This window comes from Pseudoalteromonas rubra (assembly GCF_005887095.1).
Lineage (GTDB): Bacteria > Pseudomonadota > Gammaproteobacteria > Enterobacterales > Alteromonadaceae > Pseudoalteromonas > Pseudoalteromonas rubra_E.
The window spans coordinates 40,170-65,930 of the sequence record NZ_PNCI01000012.1 but is presented as its reverse complement, the minus strand read 5'-3'; the positions used below and the strand labels follow the sequence as shown (position 1 = coordinate 65,930).

Here is a 25,761-nt window from a genome sequence, read left to right as displayed (position 1 = left end):
GTGTAGTAAATACGTCGGCTCAAACATACTCTTTGCTCTCATGATGTGCAGAGCGATTTCTGACGTAGTGTCATGTATTTCTCCATTCATACAAGCCCACACTACCGTCACCCCGCACTTGATGCGGGATCTACCAAAAGGCCACACCAAATGCATGGCATGGCTCCTTACCAAACACACTAACGAGTCGGGCCTGGATCAACCTCAGAACAACGACAAAGCAGCGTAAGGGCGCAGAGTGGAGTCGGATATAGTGTGAGTTGCTGTTCGAACAAGTCGCAGACACAGCAAACTCAGTCTCTTCACGGAGGCCAATAAAATAATTGACCCTATTTTCAATAAATTTAAATCACCCTAGTTTCAAACTCTAATGCGTTCAACTTCTAAAGACTCTATAGTTTAGGTATGGAAATACCATTAAAGCTCCCTTGTTTGAATTAAAAGCCCCTTAAGTCATGCTTTAAATTGACTTTTGTGAAATAAATATGCTTGATCTGATGTTTTAGGCCATGTTAAAACATAGGCAATTCATCAACAGGACCAGTGCCCAAATGCAAATTATTACGTTGTCACTATTGCTTAACCTCTTGCTGCTTAGCTGTAAGAGCGGGGCGTAGTTGCGCGTAAGGGCAGCAACACGATAAACCCCGCACATTGTGCGGGGTTTTTTTATGCTTAAACGAGGACATCAGGTATGCAAGACAAGGTTTGGATATTCGACACAACATTAAGAGATGGAGAGCAGGCGCTGAAAGCCAGTCTGACCGAAGAGGATAAAATTCTACTCGCGCATACCATTAGTCGTTTAAATGTTGATGTGATGGAAGTTGGGTTTCCGGTTTCAAGTCCGGCGGACTTTCGTGCCGTACAGCGCATTGCCAGAGAAATCAGTGGACCGAGCATTTGCGGCTTGGCTCGTGCTGTCAGTAAAGACATTGAAGCCTGTGGTGAGGCGCTGAGACCCGCGGAGAAACGTCGTATTCACACCTTTATAGCGACAAGCCCGTTGCATCTTGAGCATAAGCTGAGAATGTCCCTGGAAGATGCAACCGAGATGGCGGTGAAATCTATCAAGCTAGCGCGTAACTATACCGATGATGTGGAGTTCTCCTGTGAGGACGCCAGTCGAACCCCGTTTGATGATTTATGTCGCGTTGTTGAGCGAGCTATCGACGCAGGAGCCAGCACCATAAACCTGCCTGATACAGTGGGCTATGTAACACCTGATGAATATGCAGCAATGATCCACCATATCCGTAACAATGTGCCAAATATCGATAAAGCACGACTCAGCGTACATTGTCACAATGATCTAGGTCTGGCCGTGGCAAACTCGATAGCGGCTGTTCAAGCCGGTGCCAGACAGATTGAGTGTACCATTAATGGCATTGGTGAGCGTGCCGGTAACTGCTCATTAGAAGAAGCCGCCATGATCCTGAAAATGAGAGAAGACCACTTACAAGTAGGGTGTGAAATTCGCAGCGAAGAAATATATCGGGCATCACGTCAGGTTGCCAAGATCTGCAATATGCCGGTTCAGCCAAATAAAGCTATCGTGGGTGAAAACGCCTTTGCTCATAGCTCTGGCATCCACCAGGATGGTGTATTAAAGGCGCAAAATACCTATGAAATTATGTCTCCTGAAACCGTAGGCGTGCCAAATAACCAGTTGAATATGACTTCACGCTCTGGTCGCCATGTTATCGAGCACCGCCTGAGCGAACTGGGCTATCAAAAATCTGATTATGATATGGACTCACTCTACGAGAGCTTTTTAGCACTGGCTGATCAGAAAGGCACAGTATATGACTACGACCTTGAAGCGATGATCCACTTTAATCAAATTACCGACAAAGACGGTTTTTACCAGCTGCAATTTGTGAATGCGTCCTCGAATTCTCAGTCCATTGCCAGCGCAACCGTTGGGATTGCAATGGGTGAGCAGCTTAAGCAGGAAGCAGCCACGGGTAATGGCCCGGTAGAAGCGGCATTTCTGGCGCTTGAGCGGATCACCGGAAAGGCCGTTGACATCGTTGAGTATAACCTGGATGCCACCGGCCAGGGGGCAAGTTCACTAGGACAGGTCGATATGATAGCTAAATATGATGGCCGTCAATACCACGGTACCGGACTGGCTGCTGATGTAGTAGAAGCCTCAGTGCACGCCATGATCCACGTTTATAACTTAATTCACCGAGCCGCCAAGGTCTCGAGTTTGAAACAACAAAGGAAAGCAGGATGAGTCAATCAAATTATCAGATAGCCGTATTAGCCGGAGATGGTATTGGACCTGAGGTGATGGCAGCCGCTGAGCTGGTGCTCGATAAAGTCAGTGAAGTCTTTGGTATCAGCTTACAGCGCCAACACCATGCTATCGGTGGTGCGGCCATTGATGAATATGGCGCCGCGTTGCCTCCAGCAACACTGGCAGCCTGCGAAGCATCGGATGCGATTTTGTTTGGTTCAGTCGGCGGGCCTAAGTGGGAGCATTTGCCGCCTCAGGAGCAGCCTGAGCGCGCTTCCTTATTACCGCTGAGAAAACACTTCGGCTTGTTTTGCAATCTACGCCCGGCTCAATTGTTGCCGGCACTGAGCGCAGCCTCTCCGCTGCGGGCTGACATCAGTCAGCAAGGCTTTGATATTTTATGTGTTCGCGAGCTCACTGGTGGTATCTATTTTGGTGAAAAGGGTCGCGAAGGGTCGGGGCCAGATGAAGCGGCTTTTGATACTCAGCGTTACAGTCGCCAAGAAATTGAACGGATTGCCCGTTTTGCGTTTGAAGCGGCAAGGCTGCGCAGTAATCGGGTTACCTCGGTTGATAAAGCCAATGTGCTGGCATCGAGCGTGCTATGGCGTGAAGTCGTATGTGAGGTAAGTAAAGATTACCCGGATGTAGAGCTGGAGCACATCTACATTGATAACGCCGCGATGCAATTGGTTAAACAGCCGGGGCAGTTTGATGTGCTGCTGTGTGACAACTTGTTTGGTGACATCCTGTCGGATGAGTGCGCCATGATCACGGGCTCAATGGGTTTGCTACCGTCAGCGAGTCTGAATCAATCGGGTTTTGGTCTGTATGAGCCAGCCGGTGGTTCTGCGCCCGATATCGCAGGTAAAGGCATTGCCAACCCAATCGCACAGATCCTCAGTGCAGCGCTGATGCTACGTTATTCGTTGGCACAGGATGAGGCGGCAAGACGCATTGAAAAGGCTGTGGCGGAAGCCGTCGCCGCTGGCGTGGGCACACCGGATATTTACCCGGAAGCTGGCTATACCACCCTGGACGTGGCTCATGCAATTGTTGAGCGAATTTAACCTGATCTCAGATTAACAACAGGATGTAGCAAGTGGCACAAACATTATACGACAAAATCTGGCAGGCCCATGTGGTCGCCAGTATTAACGAGCAAACCGATTTACTGTATGTAGACAGGCACCTGGTGCATGAAGTTACATCGCCTCAGGCGTTCGCTGGCCTGCGTGAAAAGAATCGTACGGTACGCTGTCCGCACAAAACCTTTGCGACCATGGATCACAATGTGTCGACCAAAAGTCGTTCCATCGATGCGGCAAGTGAAGTCAGCAAGAATCAGCTTCAGGCGTTAGCAAAGAACTGTCAGGAGTTCGGCATTGAACTTTATGATCTGAACTCAGTGAACCAAGGCATAGTGCATGTGATGGGACCTGAGCAAGGGATCACTCTACCAGGCACGACTATCGTGTGTGGCGACAGCCACACCTCAACACATGGTGCTTTTGGCGCATTGGCTCATGGCATCGGCACCTCTGAAGTGGAGCACGTGCTGGCAACTCAAACGCTGCAGCAGAAGAAAGCCAGATCACTGAAAATTGAGATCACAGGCACGCTACGGCCAACCGTCACGGCCAAAGATCTGATCATGGCCGTGATCGGCAAACTGGGCACGGCCGGTGGCACAGGCTTTGTGGCGGAGTTTTGTGGTACAGCCATAGAAGCTTTGTCGATGGAAGCACGGATGACTCTGTGTAACATGAGCATTGAAATGGGTGCTAAGGCCGGATTGATCGCCCCGGATCAAACCACCTACGATTACCTCAAAGGCCGCCCCTTCGCGCCACAGGGGAAAGACTTTGAACAGGCTGTCGCCTATTGGCAAACCTTGCATTCAGATCCTGATGCCGTCTTCGACAGTGAAGTGATCATCAGTGCTGACGAGATCCAGCCACAGGTAACCTGGGGCACCAGCCCCGAGCAAGTGATCGGGATTGATGAGGCTATTCCGGATCCTGAAACTGAGCCGGATTTAATTAAAGCCGAGGCCATGCGCAGTGCACTGCGTTACATGGGTCTGCGCGCGGGCCAGAAACTAACCGATGCCAAAGTAGATACGGTGTTTATAGGCTCGTGTACTAATAGCCGCATTGAGGACTTGCGCGCCGCCGCTCAGGTCGTTGCGGGTAAACAGGTGGCCAGCGGTGTTGAAGCTTTGATTGTGCCAGGTTCTGGTTTGGTAAAACAGCAGGCTGAGCAAGAGGGTCTGGCGGATATCTTCATGGCGGCTGGGTTTGAGTGGCGAGAGCCGGGGTGTTCCATGTGTCTGGCAATGAATGACGACCGTCTGGGGATGGGCAAGCGCTGTGCTTCGACCTCCAACCGAAATTTTGAAGGTCGCCAGGGGCGCGGTGGCAGAACTCACTTAGTCAGTCCGGCGATGGCTGCGGCTGCTGCGATTGCGGGTCACTTCACAGATATTCAGGGAGAGCAGGCATGAGCGTATTTCACCGCGGACTACTTGCACCGTTAGATAAAAACAATGTCGACACGGATCAGATCATTCCAAAGCAATTCTTAACCTCAACCAGCAGAGAAGGGTTTGATAAGGCGCTCTTTTACGACTGGCGCTACACTGAACAGGGCGAGCCGGATCCGAGTTTTATTCTCAATGCACCGCAATACCAGGGCGCCAGTATCTTATTGACGCGAGATAACTTTGGCTGTGGTTCCTCTCGGGAGCACGCGCCATGGGCATTAAAACAATATGGCTTTACTGTGATTTTGGCACAGAGCTTTGCCGATATCTTTTTCAACAATTGTGGCAATAATCAGATGCTTTGCATTAGTTTGCCTGCGAGCACGCTGGATAGCTTGTTTGGCTTGTGTGAGCGCCAGGCAGATATTCAGATTGAAGTTGACTTAGCACAACAGCAACTGCGCAGTGAGTACTTTGCCCCGATTGCATTTGACGTTCGCCCGGACATTAAAGCGCGACTTCTCAGTGGACTGGACTTTATTGGTGAGACCGAGCAATTGAACGCTCAGATAGAGTCGTTTGAACAACAGCTTCAGGCCGCACGTCCCTGGCAGTAGCTGTTTGGTCACCGCATTTAATTGGCAAAGGCCGCTAAGTGGATTACGCTGCGGCCTTTATTATTTTTAGGAACATTGATATGAAACTTGTTTATGCAGCTGCTTTGCTGGTCAGTGGTGCTGTCATGGCACGTCCGGCGCCTTTAGTATCTATCCCCACGCATGATGCATTCTTTGCTCAAATTAAACAACACTGTGGTAAAGCGTATGAAGGCAAGGTGACAGTCGACAATCAGGGGCCCAGTGCGTTCAGTGATGCACGCCTGATCATGCATGTACGCCGTTGCAACGATCAGGAGCTGCAAATACCGTTTCATGTTGGAAAAAATGCCTCGCGCACCTGGATCATTACCAAAACAGGCAGCGGCCTGAGTCTGAAGCACGACCACCGACATAAGGATGGCAGTGATGATGAGTCGACTATGTACGGTGGCCATACGGTCGATGCGGGCTATGACAACGTTCAGTCTTTCCCGGCGGATCAGTACTCAAAAGAGCTGTTTGTGCAGCGCGGCATTCCACAGTCAGTTGGCAACACCTGGCAAATGTACATTTACGATGAACGCTTTACTTACCGCCTGGTCAGAGAAGGGCGTGAGTTTAGAGTTGATTTTGACCTGACTAAACCCGTCCAGGCACCCAAAGCGCCTTGGGGTTATCAGGATTAACACAAGTATGTTGCAGGCTCAGTGCGAGGCACTGAGCTAAGCAAGTGGTATCACTGCGGGTTTTTCACACAGCGAACTTCAACTTGCAAGTCAGGCTCATACGGTCTGGGATAGGTGGGTAGTCGATCAAAGCCCTGAATGCCCTCGATCAGCACCAGTTGTGGTAACTGACCCTGACATAAACGTTGGCTGTGTCTTAGTAAAAACACACTTTGTTGCAAAAAGTGCTGATAACTATCCGATTTTATCTGTAAATAGTAGTGGTCGTCATTATACTTAATTTGTTCATAGTGCACTTTGTGATCGAAGTCGTAAAGCTTTTCGACTACGCCATTAGGCGGAGATGTGTAGCTACTGCAGGCACTGACAAGTAAAGAGAGTGCGGCCAGAAGAGGTAAGCGCCGTTGTTGTTTGATTGCCCGAGTTGTTTTAAAACAGAAGTGTGGCATACAAAACCTGCTAATCCATTATCGTCTTGCTTGAAGTGTAACATATTTAGGAGGTGCACTTGTTTGCGCAACTGAGAAAGTTCATTAATACCCTGGCTGAGCAACCCGATTCTGATCAGGCTCCCGATTTTACCACCGCATTAGCGGCGCTGATGGTTGAAATTATGCGTGCAGACGGTGAAGTACATACCGATGAGTGCCATATGATAGCGCGGCTACTGACTCAGCACAGTGGGATTTCCACACAGGCCAGTGAACTGATCCGCGATCAGGCGATTGAAATGGTGAATGAAGCCATAGATTTACATCGCTTTGTACGGGTCGTGAATGACCATACCGGCGAGCTTGAGCGCATAGAAGTGATTGAGCTGCTTTGGCTGGTTGCCTATGCTGATGGTCGCCTGGACCCGCATGAAGAACATATGGTCAGAAAAATAGCGGGTCTGCTCTATGTAGCACATGCCGACTTTATTTCGGCAAAACTCACCGCCCGTCAGCAACTCAAGCTTGCTGATTAATGGGTAAGCTGCGCCGTCCCCAACTCGGTTTTGCAAGACTGAATGGCTTCTTTAATCAGAAAGTTAACTAGGGTTGGGGAAATACAATACATTTGCGCAATTTCTTTTTGCTTTAACCGGCCATCTCGGTAAAAGCTCACCACATTTTGGTGACGTGTTGAGAGCTTAGCAATGGTGTGGTTTACCTTCTCTGACAATTGCTCATCAATAAAGCGTGTTTCAATGTTGGAATCTTCATCATCAAAGTGTTCGCCGTGCACGGACTCCATATCAACCAGACTTTCCCGACTCTGCTTACGCAGCATATCGATAGCAATGTTGCGGGCAACCTGATAGCAAAAGCTCTTGGAGTTTTTAACCTGGCAGTTTTGACAGGCTGACATACCAGACAGGCGAATAAAGGTGTCTTGTAACGCATCCTCAGCGAGATAGGGGCAACGCAGAATATTATTCAGATAAGCGAGTAGCTTGGCTTCGTTTTCTGCAATGACATTTGACCACTTTTCTTGCGATTGCGGCACGGTAATTTCTCCTGATGTATTTGATTTAGATCCGTTATAACGAATGATAATAGTTATCAGTTGCGCATTATTTATATTTTGTATTCACAAGTCAAGTGTGTTTCTGATTGTTGTAGCAAATATTGCGAAAGTGTGTTCTGCAGGAGGTTAGCTGGCCTATTGCTCTGTGGATTGATGGTGATGTGGCGAGTATGTTTGTGTTTGAATTTCAAATAATTGTCATAGTAATGATCACTGGACCTAACACTATTTAGTTGCCTGCCCTGTTTTTTTTAATCTTTTATGACGTCTACAAGGAGGGCATATGGCGAAAACTATCGCCATATGCTGCTGTATAACTAGTAATCAAAAGGATTAATATGAATTTTTTTAAGTTGAGTATGGCTGGTATATCCATCTGCCTGGGCGGCGTTGTTGCGGCTCAACAAGCTGTCTCCACACCAGCACATGTTAACGCTCAGGAATCTGTTAGGATCACTCGCACGCACCTGGGTATTGCCCACGTAAAAGCAGATACTTTGTATGGACTTGGATATGGTAATGCCTTTGCACAGGCGCAGGATCATGGCTGCATACTGGCCGATGGTTATTTGCGTCAGCGAGGAGAGCGGGCGAAATACCTGGGGGCGCACCGCAGGGGCCAGGATAATTACTATTTATATTCAGACATCGGGTATCGGATCTTGGATTTACCGGGGCGCGTTGCGCAGCACTACAATCAGATGTCTGACAACAGTAAGGCGCTGGCGGAAGGCTTTGCAGCTGGGTATAACCACTTTCTGAGCGAAGTCGCAGCAGGTCGTGAAACACTGGATCAGGCATGCCGAGATCAGCCCTGGGTTAAGCCCATCACCGCACAAGACGTTGTATCAAGTTTAGTGCTGATGAGCGTACAAGGCAGCTTAGGGCGCATGTTGCCTATGCTGATCCAGGCTGCGCCACCTCAGTCTGATAGTCTGAGCGGAGTTGATGTGGTGTCTGAGTCTGTCGGTGATATCACTCAAGGCTCCAATGGATGGGCACTGGGTCAGTCGGTCACTGCCAACGGGCGAGGTATGGTACTGGCCAACCCGCATTTTCCGTTTCATGGTAACTCCCGTTTCTGGACGCATCATGCGACGGTCCCGGGGGAGCTGGATGTGATGGGGGCATCTATCGTTGGTGTGCCCGGCATTGTGAATATCGGCTTCAACCGCAATTTGACCTGGACGCACACTTTTTCCAGTGCTTTGCACCATGTGTTTTACCGCCTGACGATAGACCCGAGTAACCCGCTTCGTTATCGGTACGAAGGACAGTGGCGCGATCTACAAACCCGTCAGATTCAGATACCGGTGAAAACCGCTGGTGGTATCGATACATATGAGCACACCGCTTATGCAACCCATTTTGGCTTTCTTTTGGAAGACACACAAAATTTCCCCTGGCAAGGGAGTGTTGCCTTTGCTGTTCGTGATGTCAATCTGGAGAACTTTGAGGCCATAGATCATTGGCTCGCTTACAATAAAGCTGCTTCAATAGATGAATTAGCAGCAGCATCAGCACGTTATAATGGATTATCCTTTAACAATACACTCGCCGCTGACAGGCTGGGAGAGACGTTTTATACCGATGACTCCAACGTGCCAAACTTATCACCGGCGGCATTGGAGTGGCTGCGCACCGATCCATATACAGCCGCAGTGTTTGCGTCGACGGGCCAGGTTGTATTGCCTGGTGATCGCAGCGATATGATATTTAATGGTGCCATCGACTTCGATAAGTCTCCTTCTCTCAGGCGTCGTGATTATGTACAAAACTCCAATGATTCATTCTGGTTATCCAATCCGGAGCAACCCATCCGGGATGTGTCTCCCTTATTTGGCAAGGTAGATGCAAAGCAATCAGAACGCAGCCGGTACGCACATGCGCTGCTTAATACGCAGCGTGGCCGGGATGGCCGTTTTGACTTGTCTGAGTTAGAAAAAGTCATACTGGGCAATGGCAGTTATTATGCCGATCAACGAGCGGTGGTTGCAGGCCTGTGTCAACACTATGGCGGTCAAACCCTGGTGTTAAGCGAGCAAGTCAGCGCTCAGGTGGACCCTATCTGTGCGGCATTTTCACAATGGGATGGCCAATTTAACCTGGATTCTAAAGCCGCCCACCTTGCCCGAGAGTTTTTTAGAGCGCTGGATACGAGCCAGGATTTCGTTGTACCGTTTGACGCAACTCAGCCAACCACCACGCCACACACCCTGAAAAGTGAGCGCACTATTCTTGAGAAGCTGCTGAGTGCTGGTGTTAATTTACAACATTATGGATTCGCACTGGATGCACCTTACGGCGAGATCCAATACCTGCGCAAAGGAAGCGAGCGTATGGCCTGGCCTGGTCCAGATCACAGCAGCGGTGGATTTAACATGTTTGCCCCGGCCAATGGCATGGATCTCACCAGCTTTGCCAAGCCCGCTCCCACGCCACTGACCAGCATAGTTGACGGTCAGCCGTTGTGGTCTGAATTAACCCGTGACGGTTATGAGGTTAACTATGGCTCCAGCTGGATGATGGTGGTGGGCTTCGATTACTGGGGGCCTGTGGCCAAAGGCTTGTTACTTCATTCTCAAAGCGCTAACCGTGACTCAGTGCACTTCAGTGACAGTAGCCGGCGCTATGCCCAACAAGGCGGTCTGATCACCTTGCCATTTTACCCCTGGCAAATTGCGCTCAGTGCCATCAGCAGTACCAAACTTATTGTGAAAAAAGACTAAAAAACCCAGGCTGTCGCGCGTCACTATGCCGACAGTCTGATTTTTGGAGAATATGATGAGCTTTGACAATGAAAATGGCACCTTCAAGGTATTGGTCAACCACGAAGAGCAATATTCACTCTGGCCCAGCTATAAAAGCGTTCCGGGTGGCTGGAAAGACGTGGGTGTGGAAGGTGATAAAGAGACCTGTCTGGCCTACATCAATGAACACTGGACCGACATGCGTCCACTCAGCCTTCGCCAGGCAATGGAGCAGTAACTCTTCTTTCGCGTATTGTGATGGGTATTGAGGTACTCATAGTGATGCGCACCTGGCTAATACAGGGGATTGTATGCCCCTGCCTCCCTGTCTGTATGTTTTACGGAGTATCCCATGACCGCCACGACGATAATGGATCAGCTTGCCCGTCATGCTGAGCAAAAACCTCAGCAAACAGCATTAGTTTGTGTGGATAAAAAAGCCCATACCCGCTGGAGCTATCTGGCTCTTTATGAGCAGAGCGTATGGCTTGCGGGCCACCTTCAGGCGCATGTAAATGCAGGTGACAGAGCACTGATCTTAATGGACACTGGTATCGAGTATGTCACCAGTTTTCTTGCCTGCCAGTATCTGGGTGTGACTGCCATTCCGAGTTTTCCACCCGAGTCAACGAAAGCACAACATATTGCCCGGACAGTGGGTATTGCAGAAGATGCCAGTGCAACACTGGTTCTGACGACCAGCCGCTTTGCTGATACGGTTTCAGCTATGTGTGAGTCTCTGAGCGAAGTGGTGGTACAGGTGGTTGATGAGTTGACGGGGGATGCGCCAGCAGCGCCGCGCTATCCGGCACTTAGCGATGACATTGCGTTTTTACAGTACACCTCTGGCTCAACAGCTAAGCCCAAAGGGGTGATGGTCAGTCATGGCAACTTGTTAGCCAATGAAGTTGCCATTGCCGAACGAATGCAAACCAGCGAAAAAGACGTCTCGGTGAGCTGGCTTCCGCTCTTTCATGACATGGGGCTAATCGGTGGACTATTACAACCTATCTATACCGGTTATCTCCTCGTACTGTGCTCGCCACGCTATTTTATGGAACGCCCGGCGCGTTGGTTGCAGCTGATCAGCGAGTATGGAGGAACTATCTCCGGGGGGCCAGACTTCTCATATCGTCTTTGTCTTGAGCGTGTGCGTGAAAAACAGCTGGAAGGGCTCGACTTAAGCAGCTGGCGTGTCGCTTTCTCCGGCGCTGAGCCGATCCGCCACGATACCTTACTGGATTTTGCAGAGCGCTTTGCACCTCAGGGCGTGAAAACGTCTGCCATTTATCCGTGTTATGGGTTGGCTGAGGGCACCCTGATGGTAACCGGTACAGAGGCTGGCGGCGGTGCGGTTATCCGTGCATTCGATAATCAGGGGTTGGCAGAGGGGCAGGCTAATCAGGTTGAGGCCAAAGATCTTCGTGATACCGACGCTTACAGTCATCAGGTAGGCTGCGGTAAGCCTGCCAGCAAACATTCAGTGCGGATCACTTGCCCGCAATCGCAGCGTGCATTGGCTGACGGAGACATTGGTGAAATTTGGGCTGCGGGGCCGAGCATTGCTTTAGGGTACTGGCAAAATGAGCAAGCGACACAGGAGACGTTTGTTGAATGCGAAGGTAAGCGCTGGTTGAGAACCGGTGATGTCGGCTATGTTTTTGACGGTCAGCTTTATATTTCTGGTCGACAAAAAGATTTGATCATCATGAATGGTCATAATGTTTATCCTCAGGATATTGAACGGGCCATTGAAGCCGAGCTAAGTTTTGTGCGCAAAGGGCGTGTTTCTGCCTTCCCGGTGCCCAGCAAAGAGAGTGGCGAAGGAATTGGCCTGGCGATTGAAACCAGTAATAGCTATCGCAATGACATACCTGCTGAGCAAACAGCATTGATTATTCGCGACTTTATTACCGAGCAGTTCGGTGCCTGTCCAGAGTTGATCTTGTTGTTAGATCAGGGCGGCCTGCCTAAAACTTCCAGTGGCAAGCTGCAGCGCAGCGCTTGCCTGAAATTGCGTAATGCGGGTGAACTGGCCAGTTATGGTGATTTTAATCTCACTCAGTTACAAACACTCAACAGCGTCTCGTCAGGTGCGGATACGTCGCACTGGGATGCGCTAACGCAGCAATTGGCTCAGCACTGGCAAAGTGTATTACGTTATCCGGTGAATCATGATGATGCCGATTTCTTCGCGCTTGGTGGCAGTTCAATTAAAGCCGCTCAACTGCTGGCCTTGATCCAAAGTGAGCTGGACTGTCAGCTTGAACCCAGCAGCCTGTTTGCGGCGCACCGTTTTGCAGATTTCTGTCAGCTGGTCAGAGAAGCAAAGGCGACACCTGGCATTCAGCTGGTGGCGTCACAGTTGGCTGATTATCCGCTGAGCACCCAGCAACAAAGGCAGTTGTTCTTATGGCAACTGGAACCGCAAAGCAGTGCCTATCATATTGGTGCTACTTTAGAGTTGCAGGGGAGTATTCAGCCTGAGCTGCTTAAACAGGCCTGTGCTAAAGTGCTTGAATCACAACCGGCTCTGCGTCAGGCGTACTTCAAAAATGCAACGGATCAGTGGCGTCAACGCACCACTGAGCAGCCATTGCAGTGGCAAGAGCACGATATTAGCGATGCCGCCGATCCCACAGCGCAAGCTCAGACAATACAACAACAAATTTCGCAGCAACCTTTCGCACTGGACAAAGGGGAAAACTTCCGCACAGCTTTGATTTCGCACTCTGAACAGCAGCATAGGCTTGTGCTGGTTATGCACCACATTGCCAGCGATGCCTGGAGCTTCGACTTGATCCTGGCGGAGGTCACCCGTCAGTACAATGCATTGTGTGCCAACGCACCGAGTGCGCCGACTCAGAATGACGCCCTTCACTACGGTGATTTTGCCCTGTGGCAGGGAGAGTGGCTGGGATCTGAGCAGGCTGCTGCGCAGCTGGCTTATTGGCAGCAAAGGTTGGATGGTCAGGGAGATGAAGAGCTGTTCGCGCCAGAGCGAGCGCGAGGCGCAGATCTGACTGCGCCACTGGGTGTAATGCAATTTACACTGGACCACAAACACACCGACAAGCTGCAACAACTGGCACATGGCAACAATGCGAGCCTGTTTATGCTACTGCTGAGCAGCTTGCAGGTGCTGTTTTACCGTGTCAGTGGTAAACGCCAGCCGCAGATCGGCGTTGCCGTAGCAAACCGAAACCTGGCTCAGCTACATAATTTGGTTGGCTTTTTTATCAATACCCAGGTGATCCGTGGCGCTGTTGCGCCGGAGCAAAGTTTTGTTCAGCTGCTCAGAGCGTGCAAGACTGCGGCACTTGAGGCGCAACGTCATCAGGACTACCCGTTTGAAAAGCTGGTGGAAGTACTCAATCCGCACAGATCATTAGGGCAGACGCCTTTATTCCAGGTGATGTATAACCATCTGGAGCAGGACGTGACAGATGCGCTGGCCTTAGCGGGCACGACAACGACCAGCGCACAGTCCCTGCAGCAGCAGGCCCAGTTTGACCTCAGTATTGATTCCCGACTGGATGGTCAGGGACAGCTGACTATCGAACTACAATATAACCAGGCATTGTATCAGACATCGACCATTGCCCGATTGTGTGATGCATATCAGCAGTTACTCAACCAGTTGCCACAGCAGGCAGAGCTGGCCATAGGTAACTGGTCATTGCAGGCTGAGTCGATGACTATGTCGGATGCTGCAGTAGGGCCTCAGGTGGTTGCACAGGCAGGAAACTGGCTGAGTGCAATCAGTGAATATACCAAGCAAAATCCCGATGATACTGCGGTGATCTTTGAAGATCAGCACTACAGTTATACATGGCTGGAGCAGACCGCGAACCGGCTGGCCAACGGTCTTGTTGGTAAGGGCCTTTCAGGTGAAGTGATTGGTATCATGCAGGCGCGTAAGCCGCTGATGCTGGCCTCGGTGCTGGCCTGCCTCAAAGCCAATGCCGCTTACTTACCACTTGACCCGAATTTCCCGCAAGCCAAACTCACCCATATGATAGACGACAGTGGCTGTGCTGCTGTACTGGGTGACAGCACGCCCTTTGCGCTGTCTGTACCGGTGATTTCACCCGTCACTTTACTGAGCGAGTACCACGAGCATAGTCAGTCGCCTGAGTGGTCTCATCATTCACATTCACTGGCGTATTTAAATTACACCTCAGGCTCGACCGGTCAGGCCAAAGGCGTGTCGATTGAGCATCAGGCGCTGGCGAGCTATATCGGCTCGGCGATTGACTTTATCAATTTAACGCCTGATGACGTCGTGTTGCAGTTTGCCACCATCAATTTTGATGCCTTTGTAGAGCAAGTGTTCCCAAGCTGGACGGTGGGTGCAACTGTGGTGCTGCGAGGTGATAGTTTGTGGGATGCCGAGACCTTGTATCAGCAAGCTCAGCGTCACGGTATCTCGGTCATGGACTTGAGTGCGGCCTATTGGCGTAGCATTGCCGCCAGTTGGGCGCGTATTGCTGCAACAACCCCCTTGTCACTGCCGCGGCTGCGACAGGTTCACTCTGGTGGTGAGGCCATGTCTGAACAGGGGATATCGGACTGGCGACAAGCCGGTCTGGGTGACGTCCGCTTACTCAATACCTATGGGCCCACTGAGATAGTTGTTGAAGCGGCGATTTATGACTGCCGGGCACTGACTCCCGGAGAGTCCGTGCCGCTGGGACATGCTCTGAACGGGCGCCGTCTGTACGTACTGGATCACAACTTGCAACCGGTCGCGAACGGGCAAGTCGGCGAACTGTATATAGGCGGCGAGATGCTGGCGCGTGGATATTGGCAACGTGCCGCTCAGACCGCGACGCGCTTTATTGCCGATCCGTTTACCAATGACGGAGGACGCATGTATGCAAGTGGCGATCTGGTCAGCTGGCAAGCCGGTGCACTGCACTATCATGGGCGTAGTGACCATCAAGTGAAAATTCGTGGTTTCAGAGTTGAGTTAGGCGAGATTGAAACGCGTCTGACGCAGTTACCCGATGTAACCGCAGCCGTTGTGATCACCCAGCAGCAAGCGCAGGCGCTGAGCCTGGTCGCCTATGTGCAAAGTGAACGTCACAATGACCCAGAGTATGCGGCTAAACTCAAGCGCGCTTTGGCTGAGCAGTTGCCAGAATACATGGTGCCGTCACATATTGTGGTGCTGGCACAGCTGCCCATTAATGCCAGCGGCAAACTTGAGCGACAACAGCTGCCTCAGGTCCAGGCTTCACCCAGCATGGTCTCGAATACGGCCAGTAGTGACATTGAGCTGGCACTGGAGACGGTGTGGCGCAAACATCTGGCCACGGAGCAGCTGGATCTGAACGCCAATTTCTTCGACCTGGGTGGTCACTCGTTATTACTGATGGCTGTATATGATGACTTAAAACCTCAGTTTAGCCAGCTGCAGCTGACCGATTTATTCGCCTATCCCAGTATTGCCAGCCTGGCAGCCTACCTGGAACAGTCCGGGACGGTTGCGTCACAAACAAGCAGCACCCAAAGTGGTGCCAAACAGCGTCGCGGCATGGGCGCCGTCGCCGCTCGCAAACGAAAAGCAAGAGAATCATAAACATGTCAGAACATGAGTATAGTGAACTGGATATTGCCATCGTCGGGATGGCGGGACGTTTCCCCGATGCGGATAACGTCGATGCCTTATGGCACAACATTCGCGCCGGGCAGTGCGCGGTACAAAGTTATGACGACGAGGCATTGCGTCGTGCCGGGGTGAGCGAATCCGACCTCACGGACCCGGATTATGTTAAGCGCGGTGTCCCGTTTGAGCGGCTCGCACAGTTCGATGCCGAATTCTTTGGATATACACCGAAAGAGGCTGAGCAACTGGATCCACAGCAACGCCATTTTCTGCAAACTTGCTGGCATGCAATGGCCCATGCCGGGCTGTCACTGGGAGAGCAGACCGGTGTATATGCCGGGTGTGGTGTGCCTGCCTATCTGATGCAAAACTTATTACAGGGTCAGTCACGTGATATCACCAGTTTACTGGCGCTGACCAATGGTAACGACAAAGACTCACTTGCTACCCGGGTCAGTTATGAACTGGATCTGAAAGGGCCAGCCGTCACAGTGCAGACTGCCTGCTCTACGTCTTTGGTTGCTGTTCATATGGCTTGCCGTGCCCTGCAGAATTTTGAGTGTGATTCTGCCCTGGCCGGGGGAGTATGGCTGAATTTGGCGCAGGATCAGGGTTATCATGCGCCAGCGGGCGGCAGCTTGTCACCGTCGGGTCAGTTGAGTGCATTTAGCGAGCAGGCCGACGGTATTCTGATAGGCAGCGGCAGTGCGGCCGTGGTCCTCAAGCGTTTGGCGGAAGCTCAGCAAGAGGGCGATCACATTCTGGCTGTGATCAGAGGCTCAGCAATCAATAACGATGGTCGTGATAAAGTGGGTTACACTGCCCCCAGTGTGACAGGGCAGGCCAACGCCATCATGGCGGCACTGGAGTTTGCAGATATTGAACCGCACAGCGTTGGTTATATCGAAGCACATGGCACGGGTACTGAGTTGGGCGACCCGATTGAAATCGCCGCACTGAGCCAGGCATACGCCAGCGATACAAAACAGTACTGCGCCATTGGCTCTGTTAAAACCAACCTGGGCCATCTTGATGCGGCCGCAGGTATCACGGGCCTTATCAAAGCGGTTCAGGCCCTGCGTCACCAGGAGTTGCCGCCAAGTTTGCACAGTCAGCCGCTGAACAGCAAAATTGATTTTGCGAACAGCCCGTTTTACGTCAACGATACACTCAAGCCCTGGCAAAGCAATGGACCACGGCGCGCTGCGGTCAGCTCATTGGGCATGGGGGGCACCAATGCCCATGTGATTTTGCAGGAGTATACGTACCAGCAGACAAATGAAGTAAGCGCATCAACGCCGTGGCAAGTGTTACCGCTGAGTGCCAGCAGTCAGGCCGCTTTGATGCGTCAGACGCAAGCGCTGGCCGATGCGCTGCAGTGTACCCCAGAGCAATTTGCCCAGCTTGCGGCTCAGCTGCAACACAAGCGCAGTGCTCTGGCTGTACGCTATGCGTGTGTGGCAGACAGTGCAGAGCAGGCAATTGCTCAGTTACTACGTGAACCGCAAGGTGACAAAGCGACGGCGCCGCGAGTGGCTCTCATGTTTTCAGGGCAGGGATCTCAGTATGTCACTATGGCTCAGCCTTTGTTGCGTGATGTGCCTGCATTTAAGGCGGCATTTAACGAGGTGATGAGACACTTCCCGGACGCGCTGAGAGCCGAGCTGAACAGTGTATTTAGCCCAGCAGACAACGAGATCCTGACGGCCAATCAATTGCTCAATCAAACTCGGATCACTCAGCCAGCTTTGTTTGTGGTGGCTTATGCGACTGCAAAAGCTTATCAAGCACACGGTGTTCGCATCACGGCGATGCTGGGACACAGCATTGGGGAGTATGCTGCGGCCTGCCTGGCGGGTGTGATGACCCTGGAGATGGCAACGCGACTGGTGGCTGCGCGTGGTGAGGTCTTACAGAGCATGGCACCTGGCAGCATGTTATCGGTTATGGCTGATGGCAAGGCGGTTGCGCCTTACCTGAATGAGGAGCTGGATATTGCGGCACTGAATAGCCCGACCAATACGGTTGTCGCTGGTACCCGTGAGGCAATAAAATCACTCCAGGGCGAGCTCAAAGTGGCGGATATTGCGACCACCCGACTGCATGTCTCTCATGCCTTCCACAGCCATCTGACTGAAGCTGTATTACCTGAGTTTGCGGGTACGTTAGAACAGGTGTTGAGCACCTCACCACTTCAGGCGCCACACACGCCGTTTGTGTCGAATGTGACTGGCACCTGGATCACAGCAGAGCAGGCTTGTTCGGCTCAGTACTGGTTAGATCATATCCGCCAGCCCGTTAATTTTGTGAGCGGTGTCAGTGCGCTGGCTGAGCGATGTGATGTGCTCATCGAAGCCGGACCCGGGGATACCTTGCAAAAGCTTGCCAGACAAACTTTGGGCGACAGTGTGGTTGCACTGCATTCGGTGTCTCATGCGCGCGACCTCAAAGCGCCGTTACCGCCATTTGCTAAAACCCTTGGCAAGCTTTGGCAGCTAGGGTGTGCCATCGACTGGTCACAGGTAACAGAGCGTCCGCACGGTCAGGCGAATATTTTGCCTGACTATGTGTTCGCGGATAGCGAATTTTGGGTTGAACCTAAGCCATTTGAGGCCGCCACATTCTCAGCAGACAATGCACTGAATACTGAGTCTCAGCTGTATGTACCACAATGGCAACAAGTGGTTGAACTTGAACACACTCACCGTGATTTGCAGGATAAACATCTGTTGCTGATCGCGGTGGATACGCCACTGGTCAGCCAGCTGAGTGAGGCTTTGCATCAGGCTGGGGCAAAGGTCACTCAGGTTTGGCAGGGGGAGGCCTTTAGCTGCATCAACGAACAAGCTTATCGACTTGATTTAGGCTCGACCGAGCAGTTGGCGCAACTTGGTGAGGCCATTGGGTCGTTCGAACAGGTGATTGATACACGCCTGACGGCAGCGCTTTCGTCAGACACACTGGGATACAACTTGCTTCTGCCCGTGTTACAGTGGCTGCTGTCTCTGGGCGGACGCCCACTCAGTGTACTGGCAAGCGATCTGTTTAACGTATTAGGTGATGAGACTGTCAATCCGGCCAAGGCCTCGGTGCTTGGGCTGTCACGCGTGGCACCACTGGAAGAAGCACAGCAAAGCTGTCAGGTGCTGGCACTCACCGAGGCGATGGTGAAAAGCCCGGCCCCTGCACTGATTGCAGCACTGCGGGAAGACTTAGCCCATGCCCGTGGTGAAATCGCCTATCGTGGTACACATCGCTTTACCCAGTCTCAGTGCGCTGTGCGCACCCAAACAGGCACAGTGAAAGCGACGACAAAGCCACAATGTACCTTGATCACCGGTGGATTAGGGGGTGTAGGCCTGGCACTGGCAAAACATCTGGCGCAACAGGGCCATAGTTTAGTCTTACAGACTCGTCAGTCCTTGCCTGACAGCGCACAGTGGGTACAGCTGGCGGAAGATGAACAGCAAACCCCACAACAACGTGCGCGTTATCGGCAACTACTCGACATTCATGCCCAGTGCCCACAGCTGCGAATACTTAGTGCCGATGTGACCGATTTAGCGGCCATGCGCACGGCGCTCGACGCGGCATCAATTCCGCTTTCTTCTATATCTCAGGTGGTACATGCTGCCGGTTTGCCTGGCGGTGGGCTGGTTACTCAGCTAAGCGCTGAGCAGGTCGTTCAGAGTACAGCTGCGAAAGTACAGGGAACGCAAAACCTGCTGACTTTGTTTGCAGAGTCTGAGCTGGACACTATGGTACTGTGCTCTTCTTTAGCTTCCGTACTCGGCGCCATGGCTCAAAGTGATTATTGTGCAGCAAACAGTTATCTGGACGCCGTCGCGCAGCAGTCACATTCTTTTACTGTGAAAGTACTGAACTGGGATGCGTGGCAAAGTACCGGTATGGCTGCCAATATTGAGTTGGCGGACGGGCTGGGTCTGACGCCGGATACGGCTTGTCAGTTGTTCGATAAAGCCATCGATGTGAAACAGCCGCAGGTGTACTGCGCCAGCACTGAGTGGACACAACTTGTCAGTGCAACGCGCGCTACCGAGCAGGCTATTCTGACACGGTTAAACAAGCCAAAAGGTCATGCTCGCCCGGAGCTGGCGGTCGAGTTCGAAGCACCGGAAAGTGAACTGGAACATAAACTGGCTACGTTATGGGCTGAGTATCTGGGCTTTGACGAAATCGGTATTTTTGACAGCTTGCTGGAGTTGGGTGGTGATTCTCTGGTGGCAATTCAGATGCTGGCGAAGGCCAAGCAAATGTTCAGTGTTGAACTGGAACCTGCCGCCTTTTTCGAAGATCCGACCATAGATAACCTGGCATATATGATTGAAGAGCAGCTGGTGGCTCAGCTACAGCAATAATTCAGTTTGGTCAGATATCAGATGACGGTCTCCTGGTGAGGCCGTTTTTTTTGCGTTAAAAAAACTCCGATAGCGAGCGTCTTACTGGTGCACTGTGCAACGGATGTACAGCGCAAAGATAAATAATAATCTGGATAAATGATGAAAACACTGAACTTGATATATATTTGCTCGCTACGCAATGCGGCGGCCGATCAGGCCGGGCGTATGGTTGAGTACAAAGGGGAGCAGCGTTACATGATGTCTCCGCTTGAGCACCTGGTGGAGCAGCTGAATACAACCTCTTTGGGTCAGCAGTACGCGCTGAAAGCCGTGATTTTCGATGACGATCTGAGTCATGGGCCTGATCAGCGCAAGCTGCAAGACTATGGCCTGGCGCGTGGTACCTCAAAAGGTCCCTGGATCTACCCGGAGTCACTTAACATTCAGGGTCAGCCGGTGGATGAGCTACTGCAGAATATTCCATCGAGCTATCGCAAAACACCGCTGAACTCACCTGAGCGTGTGGCAGGGAAAAAAGAGTTTGAGGCACGTCTGGAAGCGCAGCTAGATGCACTACAGGCCGATGTTGTTTTACTGGATGGACTCATCCTGATCCTGGACGACTTAGCCAGTGCACACAGCAAATACCACAATAAAATAGTGAATATTCACCCGGGGATCACGCGCGCTGACTCTCCTTATCAGCGCCGCGGTGCGACCGCGACTTTGGATGCGCTTTATGGGGCACGTGGTCAGAAAGTCACTAATTGGGCGACGAGAGAAACCGTAAGCGTTCCGGTGATAGATAAAACAGGGGCTTCCTTCCACTATATTGATCAGGGGATCGATTCAGGTCCGGTGATCACCGATGTAATGGATACCCATATTAATCCGGACGATACCATTATCGAGATGCGCTGGAATAACTTTCAGCAGAGCCTTTTCCCCGCCATGATCAAAGGCTTGAAGTTACTGGCAGAGCAACGCTTACCCAAGCCTGTAGCAGCTGACGCTGAGCCTGCCTGATAGTAACAAGGTAATGGGATGTGCCCATTGCCTTTCTTCACCTGCAATTTGTCTGAAAAACACACTTTACAGAGTTCGGCTCTTGCGTTTGGTTATGTGATATTATAACATGTTTATATTGTTACAATATAACGTATTAACTGTAGAGTAGTATTGATGATTTTCAGAGCAAAAGTATTGGCTGCAGCTGTATCTGCAATCTTATTGTCGGCTTGTGGTGGTACAGACCATCAGGTAACCAAAACGCAACAGGCTGTGTCTTCTGATGAATCGGTAACGGAAGACGAAAATACAGCGGGTGAAGAAACGCACGACCATGACGAAGAAATCAAAGATGTCGCGGGTCGCTTGCTGGTCACCAGTAGCGAGAGCAACGTAGTCAATATTTACTCTGCCGCAGAGCAAAGTCTGATTGAATCAGTGGGCCTGACGTATGCACCACAATATGCCTACGGGTCTGAAAACCACCGCTATGCCATTTTGGTCCAGCGTGAGCAAGGCATGGTAGAGTTCGTTGACAGTGGCCTCTACAGAGAAGCTCATGGCGATCACTTTCACAATCATGAAGATGCCCCAGGTAATGTGTCTTTGCAGCTGACATCAACTAAGCCGACCCATGTTACCGTGAATGAAGGCGGGATTGCCGTCTTTTCTGATGGCGATGCAGACACTCAGCAAACGGCGTCTGTCGCTATGTTTGGTGAAGCGCAGATCAGCGGCGAGAGCAGTCAAGTCGTAAAGCTGAATTACAGCACGCACATGCATGGAGCAGCCCAGGCAAGAGGCGAGTATCTGATCAGTACGTTACGTGACAGCGAGAGCGACTCTGTCTTGCCTTCACAAATTGCTTTGTACCATGCACATGATGACCATTTCGATCAGGAACAGGTGTTTAATGTGACCTGTCCTGCGCTGCACGGCAGTGCACAAAACGACACCACCGTTGCATTTGGGTGTGGTGATGGTGTCGCCATTATCACGCAACAGGGTGAATCGTTTAGTGCAACCAAAGTGGCTAACCCAGAAAGCTTTGCAGAGGGCATGCGTGTTGGTGCATTAAAAGGGCATCACGAGCAGGAGCAGTTCATAGCAAGTGCGAGTAATCAGTTGTTTATGTTGCACCCGGAAGATGGGGAGCTGGAAGCGCTGGAGTGGCAGGTCACTGAAAATCATCGCCTGAGCTATTTTGGCTTTAGCCATGATGGTGAGCACATAGTGACACTCGACAGTGCGGGTAAGCTGAGCATTCTGTCAGGGCACGAGCACGAAGCAGAACAAAACGGCGAACACCAGGGTGAACACCATTGGGAAGTGGCGCATGAAGTGACGATTACTGACGCAGATTTAGTAAACATGCCTGAAGATCATGGTTTTTCACTGGCGCCCTCATATGCCGAAGATGCTGTGTTTGTAACTGATCCAATAGCGAAACAAATTAAAAAGTACGATCTGGAGACTGGTGAGTTGGTGCAGACCATCGAACTGGATGTGATACCGAATAAACTCGTGTGGCTTGGCATTGCCAAGAGTGAAGAGGGACATCATCACGACGACTAAGCAAAGCAGATCGAGCTTAACCATTTTTGTAGTGTTAGTAAGCCATCTCGGGTAAAACCAGGTGGCTTTTTTCTTATTCAGGCTCAGTCGCGCTGTGCCGCACCTTTGCATCCTGTTCCCTGATTGTGAGACAGTAGAGCACCATCTTTAATTAACACCAACAGGTACTTTGATGCAGATACGAGTTGCTACTCCCGAAGATATTCCACGTCTTGAACAACTGGAACAGGCCGTCATTGAGGCTGAGCGTCCTTTCAACGCTGCCATTAAAGCAGACAATGCACACTACTATGATTTACCTGCCCTGCTGAATGATGAGCATAGTTATCTTATTGTTGGCACAATTGATGGCAGCATCATCGCAACAGGCTATGCCCAAATCCGTCACTCCAAGGCGCAACTTGACCATGCACAACATGGCTATCTGGGCTTTATGTACGTGCACCCAGAGCATCGTGGCAAAGGGCTCAATCAGCAGATCATGACAAAGCTGATGGCTTGGTGTAATCATCAGTCAGTGTATGATTTTTATTTAGACGTCTACAGCGACAATGCCGCCGCTATTCGTGCCTATGAAAAAGCGGGATTCAGACCTTGTTTGCTGGAGATGAAACTGCACCAACCCGTGTCTTAAAAGTAAACAGTTGAGTAGCAAATTTACCAGTAAATACAGCTTAAGTTATCTTTTTGATAATTATTATAATTCGTACTAAATTTGTGCGGGGAGAGTTCGTCTGGGTGTCATAAATACAACTAGGATGAAACAATGAACCCACTCAAATACAGTTTACTGCCGCTCGCACTCGCCGTTTCCAATGCCGTTATGGCAGACGATAGTAAAGAAGACCTGAAGTCGATTGAACAGATAGTGGTGTATGGTGAAAACACACAACGTTCACTGAAAGACACCACGTCATCTATTGCCGTTATTGATCAAGAGCAACTGAAAAGTGGTCAGGTTAATTCCCTGCTGGATGCCTTATCAGGCATTGCAAACGTTGTATTTACGGATAGCCTGCCGACGATCCGTGGCTTGCAAGGTGAAGGTGTATCACAGGGCTTTAGTTCATTTTCATCGGGTGCCAAACCACGTGTGTCTGTTATGCGTGACGGCGTTTCAGACCCGTTTGTTGCTAAGCTAAGCGGTGACTTTGGCCTGTGGGACGTTGAGCAAATCGAAGTTCTGCGTGGCCCACAATCGTCAAACAGTGGCCGCAACAGCATTGGTGGTATTGTTTACATCAAGACCAAAGAACCTTCACTGACTGATTTTGAAGCTGCAACCCGTATTGGCTATTCAGACCTGAACGAAAACACGGAACTGTCGGGCATGGTCTCTGTGCCACTATTGGAAGATCAGCTTGCTCTGCGCGCCACTGTACAGCGTAACGAAGGTGAGTCTTACATGGATTACACAGGCACCTCTCCTTTAATTGTATATCCATTTAATCCAAAAGAGCTTGAAGATACCCGCATGGACATCAAGCTAAAATGGCAACCTGCTGCACTCAGTGGTTTAGATATGCTGCTACACTACTCGCGCAGTGAAGAAACCGGTGAGCGCCATTGGGGCTTCCAGGGACCGGTATTAAATGGCAATGATCCGGAAAATACCAAAATTGGTCCGCAGTTATCAGACCGTGTTGTGTCCTATCAGGTGGTACCAACACCCGCGGGCCCAGTCGCAGGCTCATATGCGCGTGATAAAGACACAGAATATGATCGTTGGTCTTTGCGCACACGCTATGAGATCAATGATGCGATTAACCTTGAAGTCATGTTGTCAGATACCGACTACCGTTATGAGTTCAGACAGTATCCGGAGCCTTGGTATGTGATCATGAACGACAGTGGCAAAACCTATGATGCGAAGGTGAGCTTTACGGGTAATGAAACTGTCAGTGGTTATCTGGGTTTGTACATGAATGACCGCGACCAGACTTTCTTCCGTGAAGGTTTCTATAAAGGGACTGATGACAGTGAAAACCAGGCAATCTATGGTGAGGCAACCATCAAGGTGAGCGATCAGGGTCGTGTGGTCGTTGGTGGCCGTATCGAGGACGAAGAGCAGTATCGACTCTTCGACGGTGCTGAAATGGCGAAACGATTTGGCATGCCCAATATTGAATTTGTCACCGATGTTGATAATCGCATTTACCTGCCAAAACTGGCCTATCTGCACGATTTAAACGATGACATCACAGTCAACGCCAGCTTCCGCAAAGGGTATAGCTCGGGCGGCGGTGACTTCCACTGGTTTAGCATGAGCAATTACACTTTTGAGCCTGAGTATGTCGATACTTTCGAAGTCGGCTTGCGCTCTACGCTTATGGACGGTGACTTAAACTTCGCGGTAAACGTGTTTTACAATGACTTCGAGGATTACCAGTACTACGGTACCGGTCCAACGGGTAACCCGAATGACTTTAGCATCATTAACCTGGCGAAAGTAAAAAGCGTCGGCTTTGAAACTGAAGCGCGCTACGCCATCAACCCAGATCTGACCTTGTCGGCAAGCTTTGGCTGGATGGACAGCACGGTTGACGAAGCGAATGCTGAAAATCCAACAGTACGTGACAAAGCGCTGCCAATGGCGGCAGATATCACGGCTGGATTAGGGCTGGAATTCTGGGCCACAGACAAGTTCCAATTAACGGCGCGTAGCAACTATGTGGGTGAGTATTACAGCAAGCTGGGTGAAAAAGCTGAGCACCTGGCAGGCGACTACGCCGAGTTTCATTTCTCTGCCGCCTATGTTGAGGAAAACTGGCGTATCGATGCTTATGTAAATAATGCCTTCGATCATGACAGCTTGATCAGTGCAGGTCGGGTAACCGGCTCAGACGTATTTATTTACGGTGACTACACGGACCCAAGAAACATGGGTATCTCGTTTAGCTACACCTTTTAATTTGTAAGCCTATCATGCCCG

17 protein-coding genes are annotated in these 25,761 nt (G+C 50.8%); 15 read left to right on the top strand and 2 right to left on the bottom strand.

Features of this window, described 5'->3' with window-relative positions; genetic code table 11:
• From CWB99_RS24395 to CWB99_RS05940, 6 genes are all read left to right on the top strand, one after another.
• The coding region (locus CWB99_RS24395) for a hypothetical protein (protein WP_212748501.1) at positions 1 to 229 on the top strand (229 nt) is incomplete at its 5' end.
• A 465-nt stretch (positions 230 to 694) separates the two neighbouring features.
• On the top strand, positions 695 to 2,242 hold the full coding sequence (gene leuA / locus CWB99_RS05960; RefSeq protein WP_138552632.1) for a 2-isopropylmalate synthase: 1,548 nt from the start codon (positions 695 to 697) through the stop codon (positions 2,240 to 2,242).
• Positions 2,239 to 3,315, top strand: a complete 1,077-nt coding sequence (leuB, locus tag CWB99_RS05955) for a 3-isopropylmalate dehydrogenase (RefSeq protein ID WP_138552631.1) — start codon at positions 2,239 to 2,241, stop codon at positions 3,313 to 3,315. Before leuA ends, leuB begins: the two co-directional genes overlap by 4 nt.
• Before the next feature lie 32 nt (positions 3,316 to 3,347).
• Complete coding sequence (gene leuC / locus CWB99_RS05950; RefSeq protein WP_138552630.1) at positions 3,348 to 4,751, top strand: 3-isopropylmalate dehydratase large subunit; 1,404 nt, start codon at positions 3,348 to 3,350, stop codon at positions 4,749 to 4,751.
• The gene (leuD, locus tag CWB99_RS05945) at positions 4,748 to 5,347 is read left to right on the top strand and encodes a 3-isopropylmalate dehydratase small subunit (protein WP_138552629.1); all 600 of its coding nucleotides are present in this window, start codon (positions 4,748 to 4,750) and stop codon (positions 5,345 to 5,347) included. Before leuC ends, leuD begins: the two co-directional genes overlap by 4 nt.
• 80 nt (positions 5,348 to 5,427) lie before the next feature.
• Entirely contained in the window at positions 5,428 to 6,015 is a 588-nt protein-coding gene (locus CWB99_RS05940; protein WP_138552628.1) for a hypothetical protein, read from the top strand.
• Positions 6,016 to 6,065: 50 nt separating this feature from the next.
• On the opposite strand, the gene CWB99_RS05935 is transcribed toward CWB99_RS05940, so the two are convergent.
• Positions 6,066 to 6,464 (bottom strand): hypothetical protein, encoded by a 399-nt coding sequence (locus CWB99_RS05935; protein ID WP_138552627.1) that lies wholly within the window; start codon positions 6,462 to 6,464, stop codon positions 6,066 to 6,068.
• 53 nt (positions 6,465 to 6,517) lie between these two features.
• On the opposite strand from CWB99_RS05935, the gene CWB99_RS05930 reads away from it, so the two are divergent.
• Complete coding sequence (locus CWB99_RS05930) at positions 6,518 to 6,982, top strand: TerB family tellurite resistance protein (protein WP_249331742.1); 465 nt, start codon at positions 6,518 to 6,520, stop codon at positions 6,980 to 6,982.
• On the opposite strand, the gene CWB99_RS05925 is transcribed toward CWB99_RS05930, so the two are convergent.
• Positions 6,979 to 7,503, bottom strand: coding sequence for an RNA polymerase sigma factor (locus CWB99_RS05925; protein ID WP_138545153.1), 525 nt, complete (start codon positions 7,501 to 7,503; stop codon positions 6,979 to 6,981). The two genes, CWB99_RS05930 and CWB99_RS05925, sit on opposite strands and share 4 nt — an antisense overlap.
• A 359-nt stretch (positions 7,504 to 7,862) precedes the next feature.
• Between CWB99_RS05925 and CWB99_RS05920 the strand changes: the two genes are divergently transcribed.
• From CWB99_RS05920 to CWB99_RS05885, 8 genes are all read left to right on the top strand, one after another.
• Positions 7,863 to 10,253, top strand: coding sequence for a penicillin acylase family protein (locus CWB99_RS05920; protein ID WP_138552625.1), 2,391 nt, complete (start codon positions 7,863 to 7,865; stop codon positions 10,251 to 10,253).
• Positions 10,254 to 10,308: 55 nt separating this feature from the next.
• Positions 10,309 to 10,512, top strand: a complete 204-nt coding sequence (locus CWB99_RS05915) for an MbtH family protein (RefSeq protein ID WP_054014962.1) — start codon at positions 10,309 to 10,311, stop codon at positions 10,510 to 10,512.
• 114 nt (positions 10,513 to 10,626) lie between these two features.
• The gene (locus CWB99_RS05910) at positions 10,627 to 15,858 is read left to right on the top strand and encodes a non-ribosomal peptide synthetase (protein ID WP_138552624.1); all 5,232 of its coding nucleotides are present in this window, start codon (positions 10,627 to 10,629) and stop codon (positions 15,856 to 15,858) included.
• Between the two features lie 2 nt (positions 15,859 to 15,860).
• Positions 15,861 to 20,264, top strand: coding sequence for an SDR family NAD(P)-dependent oxidoreductase (locus tag CWB99_RS05905; protein WP_138552623.1), 4,404 nt, complete (start codon positions 15,861 to 15,863; stop codon positions 20,262 to 20,264).
• A gap of 141 nt (positions 20,265 to 20,405) precedes the next feature.
• Complete coding sequence (locus CWB99_RS05900) at positions 20,406 to 21,272, top strand: formyltransferase family protein (protein ID WP_212748500.1); 867 nt, start codon at positions 20,406 to 20,408, stop codon at positions 21,270 to 21,272.
• 156 nt (positions 21,273 to 21,428) lie between these two features.
• Complete coding sequence (locus CWB99_RS23985; RefSeq protein ID WP_171045272.1) at positions 21,429 to 22,829, top strand: hypothetical protein; 1,401 nt, start codon at positions 21,429 to 21,431, stop codon at positions 22,827 to 22,829.
• A 172-nt stretch (positions 22,830 to 23,001) separates the two neighbouring features.
• Positions 23,002 to 23,463 (top strand): GNAT family N-acetyltransferase, encoded by a 462-nt coding sequence (locus tag CWB99_RS05890; RefSeq protein ID WP_138552621.1) that lies wholly within the window; start codon positions 23,002 to 23,004, stop codon positions 23,461 to 23,463.
• Between the two features lie 132 nt (positions 23,464 to 23,595).
• Positions 23,596 to 25,740, top strand: coding sequence for a TonB-dependent receptor (locus CWB99_RS05885; RefSeq protein ID WP_138552620.1), 2,145 nt, complete (start codon positions 23,596 to 23,598; stop codon positions 25,738 to 25,740).
• Positions 25,741 to 25,761: the final 21 nt, after the last annotated feature.